The organism is Streptomyces sp. NPDC092369 (genome assembly GCF_044755245.1).
GTDB lineage: Bacteria > Actinomycetota > Actinomycetes > Streptomycetales > Streptomycetaceae > Streptomyces.
On sequence record NZ_JBIVQP010000003.1, the window covers coordinates 1,250,277 to 1,262,043 of the forward strand.

General features: G+C 67.6%; 10 protein-coding genes. 3 read left to right on the top strand and 7 right to left on the bottom strand.

Annotation, left to right across the window (positions count from 1 at the left end):
• Position 1: 1 nt before the first annotated feature.
• The 6 genes from tuf to ACIQI8_RS22650 form a co-directional block, all read right to left on the bottom strand.
• A complete protein-coding gene (tuf, locus tag ACIQI8_RS22625; RefSeq protein ID WP_402353328.1) occupies positions 2 to 1,195 on the bottom strand; it encodes an elongation factor Tu in 1,194 nt (397 codons plus the stop codon).
• Between the two features lie 142 nt (positions 1,196 to 1,337).
• The gene (gene fusA / locus ACIQI8_RS22630; protein WP_402353331.1) at positions 1,338 to 3,467 is read right to left on the bottom strand and encodes an elongation factor G; all 2,130 of its coding nucleotides are present in this window, start codon (positions 3,465 to 3,467) and stop codon (positions 1,338 to 1,340) included.
• Between the two features lie 39 nt (positions 3,468 to 3,506).
• Positions 3,507 to 3,977: a 30S ribosomal protein S7 gene (rpsG, locus tag ACIQI8_RS22635; protein WP_007384059.1), complete on the bottom strand. Its 471-nt coding sequence runs from the start codon at positions 3,975 to 3,977 to the stop codon at positions 3,507 to 3,509.
• Positions 3,978 to 3,979: 2 nt separating this feature from the next.
• Positions 3,980 to 4,351: a 30S ribosomal protein S12 gene (rpsL, locus tag ACIQI8_RS22640; protein ID WP_003948652.1), complete on the bottom strand. Its 372-nt coding sequence runs from the start codon at positions 4,349 to 4,351 to the stop codon at positions 3,980 to 3,982.
• 332 nt (positions 4,352 to 4,683) lie between these two features.
• Positions 4,684 to 5,148, bottom strand: coding sequence for a DUF1707 and DUF4190 domain-containing protein (locus tag ACIQI8_RS22645; protein WP_402354112.1), 465 nt, complete (start codon positions 5,146 to 5,148; stop codon positions 4,684 to 4,686).
• A 253-nt stretch (positions 5,149 to 5,401) separates the two neighbouring features.
• A complete protein-coding gene (locus ACIQI8_RS22650; RefSeq protein ID WP_402354115.1) occupies positions 5,402 to 5,608 on the bottom strand; it encodes a hypothetical protein in 207 nt (68 codons plus the stop codon).
• Between the two features lie 728 nt (positions 5,609 to 6,336).
• On the opposite strand from ACIQI8_RS22650, the gene ACIQI8_RS22655 reads away from it, so the two are divergent.
• The 3 genes from ACIQI8_RS22655 (at position 6,337) to ACIQI8_RS22665 (ending at position 7,758) form a co-directional block, all read left to right on the top strand.
• A complete protein-coding gene (locus tag ACIQI8_RS22655; protein WP_402353334.1) occupies positions 6,337 to 6,777 on the top strand; it encodes a helix-turn-helix domain-containing protein in 441 nt (146 codons plus the stop codon).
• A gap of 255 nt (positions 6,778 to 7,032) precedes the next feature.
• Positions 7,033 to 7,362, top strand: coding sequence for a hypothetical protein (locus ACIQI8_RS22660; RefSeq protein ID WP_402353337.1), 330 nt, complete (start codon positions 7,033 to 7,035; stop codon positions 7,360 to 7,362).
• 102 nt (positions 7,363 to 7,464) lie between these two features.
• Complete coding sequence (locus ACIQI8_RS22665; RefSeq protein WP_402353340.1) at positions 7,465 to 7,758, top strand: hypothetical protein; 294 nt, start codon at positions 7,465 to 7,467, stop codon at positions 7,756 to 7,758.
• Positions 7,759 to 7,819: 61 nt separating this feature from the next.
• On the opposite strand, the gene ACIQI8_RS22670 is transcribed toward ACIQI8_RS22665, so the two are convergent.
• Positions 7,820 to 11,719, bottom strand: coding sequence for a DNA-directed RNA polymerase subunit beta' (locus ACIQI8_RS22670; RefSeq protein WP_123998326.1), 3,900 nt, complete (start codon positions 11,717 to 11,719; stop codon positions 7,820 to 7,822).
• Positions 11,720 to 11,767: the final 48 nt, after the last annotated feature.

Consider the following 11,767-nt stretch of genomic DNA (forward strand, 5'->3'; position numbering starts at 1 on the left):
CTTACTTGTTGATCTTGGTGACCTGGCCGGCGCCGACCGTCCGGCCACCCTCACGGATGGCGAACTTCAGGCCCTCTTCCATGGCGATGGGCTGAATGAGCTCAACCTTCATCTCCGTGTTGTCGCCGGGCATGACCATCTCGGTGCCCTCGGGGAGGGTCACGACGCCGGTCACGTCCGTCGTACGGAAGTAGAACTGGGGACGGTAGTTGTTGAAGAACGGCGTGTGACGGCCACCCTCGTCCTTGGACAGGATGTACGCCTGGGCCTCGAACTCCGTGTGCGGGGTGACCGAGCCGGGCTTGATGATGACCTGGCCGCGCTCGACGTCCTCGCGCTTGATGCCACGGAGGAGGAGACCGACGTTCTCACCGGCCTGGCCCTCGTCGAGCAGCTTGCGGAACATCTCGATACCGGTGACCGTGGTGGTGGTCTTCTCGGTCTTGATGCCGATGATGTCGACGGTCTCGTTGACCTTCAGGACACCACGCTCGATACGGCCGGTGACGACCGTACCGCGACCGGTGATCGTGAAGACGTCCTCGATGGGCATGAGGAACGGCTTGTCGACGTCACGCTCGGGCTGCGGGATGCTCTCGTCGACGGCCTTCATCAGGTCGAGGACGGACTGGCCCCACTCCTTGTCGCCCTCAAGGGCCTTGAGCGCCGAGACCTTGACGACCGGCAGGTCGTCGCCCGGGAACTCGTACTCGGAGAGCAGCTCACGGACCTCGAGCTCGACGAGCTCCAGGATCTCCTCGTCGTCCACCATGTCGGCCTTGTTCAGGGCGACGACGATGTACGGAACGCCGACCTGGCGGGCCAGGAGCACGTGCTCCTTGGTCTGCGGCATCGGGCCGTCCGTCGCGGCGACAACGAGGATGGCGCCGTCCATCTGCGCCGCACCCGTGATCATGTTCTTGATGTAGTCCGCGTGACCGGGGCAGTCGACGTGGGCGTAGTGACGCGTCTCGGTCTGGTACTCGACGTGCGCGATCGAGATCGTGATACCGCGCTGGCGCTCCTCGGGAGCCTTGTCGATCTGGTCGAAGGCCGAGGCCTCGTTCAGGTCCGGGAACGCGTCGTGCAGCACCTTGGTAATGGCGGCCGTGAGGGTCGTCTTACCGTGGTCGATGTGACCGATGGTGCCGATGTTGACGTGCGGCTTAGTCCGCTCGAACTTCGCCTTCGCCACTGGGTCCTCCTGTGGAGTGGTTCTGGTACGCCTTACTCATCGGCGCCAGGTGATCTTTGCTGGGGTGCCGCCCGCCGGGGTCTGCCCTCCCGGGTGAGCCCCGGCGGTCGGTGTCAAGCCTAAAGCGTGCAAACGGTGTGCGTTACTCGCCCTTGGCCTTCGCGATGATCTCCTCGGCGACGTTCCGCGGAACCTCGGCGTAGGAGTCGAACTGCATCGAGTAGCTTGCGCGACCCGAGGTCTTGCTGCGGAGGTCGCCGACGTAGCCGAACATCTCCGAGAGGGGCACGAGGCCCTTCACGACACGGGCACCGGCACGCTCCTCCATGGCCTGGATCTGACCACGGCGGGAGTTGATGTCGCCGATGACCTCACCCATGTAGTCCTCGGGCGTGGTGACCTCTACGGCCATCATCGGTTCGAGGAGCACGGGGCTGGCCTTGCGGGCGGCCTCCTTGAAGGCCTGCGAGCCGGCGATCTTGAACGCGAGCTCGGAGGAGTCGACCTCGTGGTAGCCACCGTCGAGAAGAATGACGCGGACGCCCGTCATCTCGTAGCCGGCCAGGATGCCGAACTGCATGGCCTCCTGCGCACCGGCGTCCACCGAAGGGATGTACTCCCGCGGGATACGGCCACCGGTGACCTTGTTCACGAACTCGTACGCCGGGCCGTCGGACTCGGTGATCGGCTCGATCGCGATCTGCACCTTGGCGAACTGACCGGTACCACCGGTCTGCTTCTTGTGGGTGTAGTCGTGACGCTCGACGCCCTTGCGGATCGTCTCGCGGTACGCGACCTGCGGCTTGCCGACGTTCGCCTCGACGCGGAACTCGCGCTTCATACGGTCGACCAGCACCTCGAGGTGCAGCTCGCCCATACCACCGAGGATGGTCTGGCCCGTCTCCTCGTCCGAGTGGACGTGGAAGGAGGGGTCCTCCTCCGCGAGACGCTGGATGGCGACACCCAGCTTCTCCTGGTCGCCCTTGGACTTGGGCTCGATGGCGACCTGGATGACCGGCGCCGGGAAGTCCATGGACTCCAGGATCACCGGCTGCTTCTCGTCGCACAGCGTCTCACCGGTGGTGGTCTGCTTCAGGCCCATGACGGCGACGATGTCGCCGGCGCCCACCGCCTCGATCTCCTCACGCTTGTTCGCGTGCATGCGGTAGATCTTGCCGATGCGCTCCTTCTTGCCCTTGACGGAGTTCAGCACCGCGGTGCCGGTCTCCAGGCGGCCCGAGTACACCCGGACGAAGGTGAGCTTGCCCAGGTGCGGGTCGCTCATGATCTTGAACGCGAGCGCGGACAGCGGCTCGTCCACGGACGGCTTGCGCTTGACGACGACCTCGGGGTCCTTGACGTCGTGGCCCTCGATGGCCTCGACGTCCAGGGGGGTCGGCAGGTAGCGCACGACCGCGTCGAGCAGGGGCTGGACGCCCTTGTTCTTGAACGCGGTGCCACAGAACACCGGGGTGACCGTGACGCCGTCGGACTTGCCGGACGCGATGGTGATGCGACGGATCGCGGCGTACAGCTGCTCCTCGGTGGGCTCCTGGCCCTCCAGGAACAGCTCCATGATCTCGTCGTCGTTCTCCGCGACCGCCTCGACCAGCTTGCCGCGGTACTCCTCGGCAGCCTCGGTGTGCGTGGCCGGGATGTCGACGACGTCGTACATCTCGCCCTTGGCGGCCTCGGCGGACCACACGAGCGCCTTCATGCGGACCAGGTCCACGACGCCCTTGAAGTCGGCCTCGGCACCGATCGGCAGCTGCATGATGAGCGGCACGGCGCCCAGGCGGTCCGAGATCATGTCCACGCAGCGGTGGAACTCGGCGCCGGTACGGTCCAGCTTGTTCACGAAGCAGATGCGCGGCACGCCGTAACGGTCGGCCTGACGCCACACCGTCTCGGACTGCGGCTCGACACCGGCCACGCCGTCGAAGACGGTGACGGCACCGTCGAGGACGCGGAGCGAACGCTCCACCTCGACCGTGAAGTCGACGTGCCCGGGGGTGTCGATGATGTTGATCGTGTAGTCGTCGTCCTCAAGCGGCCAGTGACAGGTGGTCGCAGCAGAGGTGATCGTGATGCCACGCTCCTGCTCCTGCTCCATCCAGTCCATGGTGGCGGCGCCGTCGTGGACTTCACCGATCTTGTAGCTGACGCCGGTGTAGAAGAGGATCCGCTCGGTGGTGGTCGTCTTGCCCGCGTCGATGTGGGCCATGATCCCGATGTTGCGGACCTTGGCCAGGTCAAGTGAAGTAGTAGCCATAAGGCTTCGGTCTTCTCTCGGTCTCGATGTGGGTAGCGACTACCAGCGGTAGTGCGCGAAGGCCTTGTTGGACTCGGCCATCTTGTGCGTGTCCTCGCGCTTCTTGACGGCCGCGCCGAGGCCGTTCGAAGCGTCCAGAAGCTCGTTGAGCAGACGCTCGGTCATGGTCTTCTCGCGACGGGCGCGGGAGTAACCGACCAGCCAGCGCAGCGCCAGCGTGTTGGCACGGCCGGGCTTGACCTCGACCGGCACCTGGTAGGTGGCGCCACCGACACGGCGGGACTTGACCTCAAGCGTGGGCTTGATGTTCTCCAGCGCGCGCTTGAGCGTGATGACCGGGTCGTTGCTGGTCTTCTCGCGCAGGCCCTCCATGGCGCCGTACACGATCCGCTCGGCGGTGGAGCGCTTGCCGTTCAGCAGCACCTTGTTGATCAGGGAGGTGACAAGAGGAGAACCGTAGACCGGGTCGATGATGACCGGGCGCTTCGGGGCAGGGCCCTTACGAGGCATTCTTACTTCTCCTTCTTGGCGCCGTAGCGGCTGCGGGCCTGCTTGCGGTTCTTGACACCCTGGGTGTCAAGGGAACCGCGGATGATCTTGTAGCGAACACCGGGCAGGTCCTTCACACGGCCGCCGCGCACGAGCACGATCGAGTGCTCCTGCAGGTTGTGTCCCTCACCCGGAATGTAGGCCGTGACCTCGATCCCGCTGGTCAGACGCACACGCGCGACCTTACGCAGGGCCGAGTTCGGCTTCTTCGGGGTGGTCGTGAACACACGCGTGCAGACGCCACGACGCTGAGGGGAACCCTCGAGTGCGGGCGTCTTGTTCTTCTCGACCTTGTCCTGCCGGCCCTTCCGGACCAGCTGCTGGATCGTAGGCACTACTTCTCCGGTTTCTGTGTGCCGAATGGTGAAGCTAACCTGGAACGTCGCCGACCCACGCGGTCGGGTGTGTCGAATGCTGCAGACTTCCGCCGCCAGGCAGTAAGAGCGCAGATTGCGGTGGCCGCTCACGGTCCAGGTACGGTTCGAAGGCACGCACAAGGGCCAGGGCACACCCCAGGCACAAGGTCCGAGGGTACCTAGCTCATACGCTGCGGTCAAAACAAATGGACGGCACCAACAGTGCCGGGCCTCCGGTGTCAAGCCCCTACGCCGTAGTCGATCTTCGATTTCACATTCCGCACACGTCGGGCCCGGTCGTCATCGGCCCGTCATCCGGTCGCGACACCCACCAGAATCATCAGCGTCAGGAGCAGCGCCCAGCCCGCAGTGGAGAGCCAGCCGATGACGAGCCCGGTCAGCGCGAGCCCGTCGCCGCCCTCCCCGGTCCGCCGGATCTCCGTACGCGCCGTGTGCCCCAGCACCACCGCCGGAATCCCGGTCAGCCCGAAGGTCGGCAGACACAGCACCCCGCAGATGGCGGCCCCGACCGCCTTCCCGTTCGTCCGCGGCGCCGGCTGCGGCAGAAACGTCCGCGGTACGGCGGTGACGGGCGCCGGCTGCGGCACAGGACCCAGCGGAAGGTCGGCCACGAGCAGTGCCAGCTCCCCGACGGTACGGGCCGCGTACACCCGCTCCACCCGCCGGTCGAACTCCCCCTTCTCCAGCCGCCCCTCCCCGTACCCCGCCCGCAGCACGTCCACGGCCCGCTCGCGATCGGCGTGCGAGGCGAGCATGGCGGGGGCGGTGGGGGCGACGGGCGTCTGCCAAGGCTGCGGATACGGCTGGCGTTGGGGTTGGAGATACGGCTGGGGCTGAAGGTGCGGCTGGGAGGCCGGCCGGGACACGCCTCTCCCCTGCGTGTCGTACGGCGTGCCGTTGACCGACGACTCGTCCTTGTCCTGCCACGGCTGCCACGACGGTTGGGACACCGAGCACCTCCAGAACCCCCCGAGGTCCCTCCATGATGCGGCATCGGACGCCCTGCCGTCAGGGTGCGTCGCCCGAATCGCCCCGGCCTCGCGAGCCGCTCCGCACCGCCCGTTCGGCCGCGAACACGTCCTCCAGCCGGAAGAGCTGCGCCCGCCCCGCGCGCCCGGCCACCGGCAGCCGGCCGAGCTGGACCCACTTGCGGATGGTCGCCGGCGCGACCCCGACCTCCCGGGCGGCGAGGGGACCGGGAACCGTCTCATCCAGGCCGTGCGCCCGCTCCGGACCGACCGGGCACCCGGGATTCACACAGCGGACGGCCCCCCGCTCGGGGAAGTCGCGCAGCGAGACGGAGTGGCACCGGGGGCAGCGCCCGGAGACCCGTACGACGGTCTCGGCGTCCCCCAGCGCACGCGCGCACCGCCGGGCCAGCCGCCGGCTCTCGTCGCGCACGTGCGCGGCCAGCACGGGGTCGGCGGCGATGCCGTGGAGGAGCGCGGCGATACGCCGGAGCCGCTCGGGCACGGACGCGCGGCCCGGGCGGGGCAGGGCGAGGCGCTCGCACACGGCCTCCTCCAGTTCGAACACGCCGTCCGTGATGTCACGGAGGGCGTCGGAGACGTGGACGCGGATCGGGGCGGTGCCGTGGCCGGCCGACGGCGGGGAGCCGGGGCGGAGGACCGGTGCGGCGCGGCCGGGCGCCAACTCCGCCACCAGCTCGGGCAGCTGCTGGAGCAGCCGGTCGATCCAGCGGGCGGCCTGAACAGTGGGGGTGTTGGGGTCGGTGGGGGCCATGGCCTCTCTCGGTCCGGGAGAAGGGAAGGGGGCTTTCAGGGGCCGTCCACCCTGACATGTTGCGCGTGCGCACGCAATCTAGTTCCGGCCACTCTGCCCACACGGCATCCACGCCTCTATACTCATTGCTTGCACGAGCGCACGTAGTACCGCGCGCGCAAGCAAACTGGACGTCCCCGCCGAGGGAAGCGAGCTGACAGATGACCAGTCCGGATCTGGACGCGTTCGCCACATGGGTCGAGGACCTGATGCGCGAACGCGGCTACGACATCGACAGCCCGCGCGGCGGCGGCAAGTCGCGGATCGCGGACGAGGCGGGCGTCCACCGTGCCGCCGTGACCCGTCTGCTGCAGCGCCAGAGCATGCCTGACCTGGAGACCACGCGTCGACTCGCCCGCGTGCTCGGAGTGCCGGTCCGCGACCTGCTGATCCGCTCGGGGCGCCTGACCGCCGAGGAACTGGCCGACCCGCACGAGCGATCCCCCTTCCCCGCCGCCGGTACCGAGCCCGGCCGCCGGCCCACTCCCGAGGAGGTCGCGGAGCTCCTGGGCGTACCGGCCGACCGGCGGGAGATGTTCGTACGGGTGGTCGAGCAGTTTCTGCCGGAGGGGAATGACGCCGGGAGCCTCGCGGCCGACTGATCGAAATGGTTGCGATCGCGCTCGCAACATGTCACAGTAGACACAGCGGCGGAGCTGTACCCGGACACCGGGTGACGGCCCGCCGCTTTCGCATGCCCGCACTCCCCGCCCCCCACCGGAGGTGATCGCTTCCGTTTCTCCCCCGCGCGAGCGCACGCGTGGAGTACCCTGCGAACAGCTATCGCTCACTTGTTCGATTCGAACGGAGTGGAACCGAGCGAGGGTCCGCACGGTACGGAGGGATACGAGGGCCTCATGACCAGGGACGACGACACGGAACGGAACGAGACCGACGAGGCCGGGACAAGCGCCGAGCTACGACGGGCCCTTGCCGCCCACCTCAAGGGCCGTCCGATCCCGCCGGACCTGGTGATCACCACGCGGACGGAGATCGAGCGCCGGGAGTTCACCGCGTACGGCCAGGGCTGGCGGGACCGCGGCGAGCACGACGAGCGCCGCAGGGCGGAGGCGGCGGCCCAGCCCAGGCCCCGCGACGGCACCCCCGCCGACGCGACCGTCCTCCCCTTCCCGCCCCTCTCCGGACCCCAGCCGGCCCGCCCGCACCCGGACACCGAACGGCCCTGACGCGGCCCTGAGACAGCCCGGGGGCAGCCCTGAAACAGCCCTCAAGACCGCTCCCCTCCCCTGTGTCCCGTACCCGAACAGACCCCAAGGAGATGACGCAACGTGGGCCCCGCCAACTCGCGGAACCAGGCCGCCACCGACCCCGACCAGAACGACTCGCTCGCCGTCGCGCTGGAGCTGGAACGCCTGCGCGGCAGCCTGGACTCCCACCTCGCCCGGGTCGACGGCTCGCTCGCGCTCGTGGTCCAGCGCTGCGACCAGACCGACCGGCAACTCGCCGACCACGAGCGGCGCGTGGAGTCGCTGGAACGCTCCCGCTGGCCGCTCGCCAGCATCGGCGTCCTGGCCGCGATCGCCACCGCGGTCGTGACCTTCGTCCAGCTCACCGCCCGCTGACATGCCGAAGGGCGGCCACCCCGCACGAAGCGTGGTGACCGCCCTTCAGCAGACGTACGCCTTACTGGTTGTACGGACCGTAGTCGTAGTCCTCCAGCGGGACGGCCTGGCCGGAGCCGGTACCGAACGGCGAGTAGTCGATGTCGTCGTAGCCGACGGCCGAGTACATCGCGGCCTTGGCCTCTTCGGTGGGCTCGACCCGGATGTTGCGGTAGCGGGACAGACCCGTACCGGCCGGGATGAGCTTACCGATGATGACGTTCTCCTTGAGGCCGATGAGGCTGTCGGACTTGGCGTTGATCGCCGCGTCCGTCAGCACTCGGGTCGTCTCCTGGAAGGAGGCGGCCGACAGCCAGGACTCCGTCGCCAGCGAGGCCTTGGTGATACCCATCAGCTGCGGACGGCCGGAGGCCGGGTGGCCGCCTTCCTGGACCACACGACGGTTCTCGGTCTCGAACTTCGAACGCTCGACCAGCTCGCCGGGCAGCAGCTCCGCGTCGCCCGACTCGATGATCGTCACCCGGCGCAGCATCTGCCGGATGATGATCTCGATGTGCTTGTCGTGGATCGACACACCCTGCGAGTTGTAGACCTTCTGGACCTCGCCGACCAGGTGGACCTGGACCGCGCGCTGACCGAGGATCCGCAGCACGTCGTGCGGGTTGGTGGCACCCACGGTGAGCTTCTGGCCCACCTGGACGTGCTCGCCCTCGCTGACCAGAAGACGGGCACGCTTGGAGATCGGGAACGCCGTCTCGTCGCTGCCGTCGTCCGGGGTGATGACGATCTTCTTGGTCTTCTCGGTCTCCTCGATCCGCACGCGGCCCTGGGCCTCGGAGATCGGGGCGACACCCTTCGGCGTACGAGCCTCGAAGAGCTCGACGACACGGGGCAGACCCTGGGTGATGTCGTCACCGGCCACACCACCGGTGTGGAAGGTACGCATCGTCAGCTGCGTGCCGGGCTCACCGATGGACTGGGCGGCGATGATGCCGACCGCCTCACCGATGTCGACCAGCTTGCCGGTGGCCAGCGAGCGGCCGTAGCACATGGCGCAGGTGCCGACGGCGGACTCACAGGTCAGGACCGAGCGGGTCTTGACCTCGGAGACACCGTGCTTGACCAACTCGTCGATGAGCACGTCACCCAGGTCGGTGTTGGCCGGGGCCAGCACCTTGCCGTCGACGGTGATGTCCTCGGCCAGCGCACGGGCGTACACGCTGGTCTCGACGTTGTCGGCCTTGCGCAGCACGCCGTCCGCGCCGACCTCCGCGATCTGGAGCCTGAGGCCGCGGTCGGTGCCGCAGTCCTCCTCGCGGATGATGACGTCCTGGGAGACGTCGACCAGACGACGGGTGAGGTAACCCGAGTCGGCGGTACGCAGGGCGGTGTCCGCCAGACCCTTACGGGCACCGTGCGTGGAGATGAAGTACTCCAGCACGGACAGGCCCTCACGGAAGGACGCCTTGATGGGACGCGGGATCGTCTCGTTCTTGGCGTTCGACACCAGACCACGCATACCGGCGATCTGACGCATCTGCATCATGTTGCCTCGTGCGCCCGAGTTCACCATCATCGAGACCGGGTTGGTCTTCGGGAAGTTCGCGTTCATCGCCTCGGCGACCTCGTTGGTCGCCTTGGTCCAGATCGCGATGAGCTCCTGCGTGCGCTCTTCCTTGGTGATCAGACCACGCTCGTACTGCTTCTGGACCTTCTCGTCCTGGTCCTCGTAGCCCTTGACGATCGCGCGCTTCGCGTCGGGCACGACGATGTCGGAGATGGCCACGGTGACACCGGAACGGGTCGCCCAGAAGAAGCCGGCCGCCTTCAGGTTGTCGAGCGTCGCCGCCACGATGACCTTGGGGTAGCGCTCGGCGAGGTCGTTGACGATCTCGGAGAGCTGCTTCTTGCCGATCTCGTAGTCGACGAACGGGTAGTCCTCGGGCAGCAGCTCGTTGAAGAGCGCGCGGCCCAGGGTCGTCTTCAGCCGGAAGCTGTCACCCTGCTGCCACTCCGGCTCGCCCTCCTCCTGCGCCGGCGGGGTCCAGCCGCGCGGCGGGATGGTGCCCACCGGGAAGCGGATGTCCACGCGCGACTGCAGCGAGAGCTCGCCGGCGTCGAACGCCATGATCGCCTCGGCGACGGACGCGAAGGAGCGGTCCTCGCCCTTCACGTTCCGCAGCTCGCCGTCGGTGGTGAGGAAGAACAGACCAAGGACCATGTCCTGGGTCGGCATCGTCACCGGACGGCCGTCGGCGGGCTTGAGGATGTTGTTCGAGGACAGCATCAGGATGCGGGCCTCGGCCTGCGCCTCCGCGGAGAGCGGCAGGTGCACGGCCATCTGGTCACCGTCGAAGTCCGCGTTGAACGCGGTGCAGACGAGCGGGTGGATCTGGATGGCCTTGCCCTCGACCAGCTGCGGCTCGAAGGCCTGGATGCCGAGGCGGTGCAGCGTGGGCGCACGGTTCAGCAGAACCGGGTGCTCCGCGATGACCTCTTCCAGGACGTCGTACACGACCGTGCGGCCGCGCTCGACCATCCGCTTGGCGCTCTTGATGTTCTGCGCGTGGTTCAGGTCCACCAGGCGCTTCATCACGAACGGCTTGAAGAGCTCCAGCGCCATGGCCTTCGGCAGACCGCACTGGTGCAGCTTCAGCTGCGGACCGACGACGATCACGGAACGCGCGGAGTAGTCCACGCGCTTGCCGAGCAGGTTCTGACGGAAGCGACCCTGCTTGCCCTTGAGCATGTCGCTCAGGGACTTCAGCGGGCGGTTACCCGGGCCGGTGACCGGACGGCCACGACGACCGTTGTCGAACAGCGCGTCGACGGCCTCCTGAAGCATGCGCTTCTCGTTGTTGACGATGATCTCGGGAGCACCAAGATCCAGAAGCCGCTTCAGGCGGTTGTTGCGGTTGATCACACGGCGGTACAGGTCGTTCAGGTCGGAGGTCGCGAAGCGGCCACCGTCCAGCTGCACCATCGGGCGGAGGTCCGGCGGGATGACCGGGACGCAGTCGAGGACCATGCCCTTAGGGCTGTTGGAGGTCTGCAGGAAGGCAGACACGACCTTCAGCCGCTTCAGCGCACGGGTCTTCTTCTGGCCCTTGCCGGTGCGGATGATCTCGCGAAGCCGCTCGGCCTCCTCGTCGAGGTCGAAGGACTCCAGGCGCTTCTGCAGCGCCGCGGCACCCATCGAACCGTCGAAGTACGTGCCGAAGCGGTCACGCAGCTCGCGGTAGAGGAGCTCGTCGCCCTCCAGGTCCTGGACCTTGAGGTTCTTGAACCGGGTCCACACCTCGTCCAGGCGGTCGATCTCGCGCTGCGCACGGTCGCGCAGCTGCTTCATCTCCCGCTCGGCACCTTCGCGCACCTTGCGGCGCACGTCGGCCTTGGCGCCCTCGGCCTCCAGCTCGGCCAGGTCGGCCTCGAGCTTCTTGGCGCGGGCTTCGAGGTCGGAGTCACGCCGGTTCTCGACCTGCTGACGCTCCACGGAGACGTGCGCCTCCAGGGAGGGCAGGTCGCGGGTGCGGCGCTCCTCGTCGACGAACGTGATCATGTACGCCGCGAAGTAGATGACCTTCTCGAGGTCCTTCGGGGCGAGGTCGAGCAGGTAGCCCAGACGGGACGGGACACCCTTGAAGTACCAGATGTGCGTGACGGGGGCGGCCAGTTCGATGTGGCCCATCCGCTCACGGCGCACCTTGGCGCGGGTCACCTCGACGCCGCAGCGCTCACAGATGATGCCCTTGAAGCGGACGCGCTTGTACTTGCCGCAGTAGCACTCCCAGTCCCGGGTCGGACCGAAGATCTTCTCGCAGAAGAGTCCGTCCTTCTCGGGCTTGAGGGTGCGGTAGTTGATGGTCTCAGGCTTCTTGACCTCGCCGTGGCTCCACTGACGGATGTCGTCAGCGGTGGCCAGACCGATCCGGAGCTCATCGAAGAAGTTGACGTCGAGCACTATGCGTCAATCCCTCTCAGGGTTGTAAGTCATGGGGTCTGATACGGG

Coding starts and splice junctions, on each gene's coding strand:
- fusA (WP_402353331.1), bottom strand. CDS start 3,467: ATGGCTACTACTTCACTTGACCTGGCCAAGGTCCGCAACATCGGGATC.
- rpsG (WP_007384059.1), bottom strand. CDS start 3,977: ATGCCTCGTAAGGGCCCTGCCCCGAAGCGCCCGGTCATCATCGACCCG.
- ACIQI8_RS22645 (WP_402354112.1), bottom strand. CDS start 5,148: ATGCTCGCCTCGCACGCCGATCGCGAGCGGGCCGTGGACGTGCTGCGG.
- ACIQI8_RS22655 (WP_402353334.1), top strand. CDS start 6,337: ATGACCAGTCCGGATCTGGACGCGTTCGCCACATGGGTCGAGGACCTG.
- ACIQI8_RS22660 (WP_402353337.1), top strand. CDS start 7,033: ATGACCAGGGACGACGACACGGAACGGAACGAGACCGACGAGGCCGGG.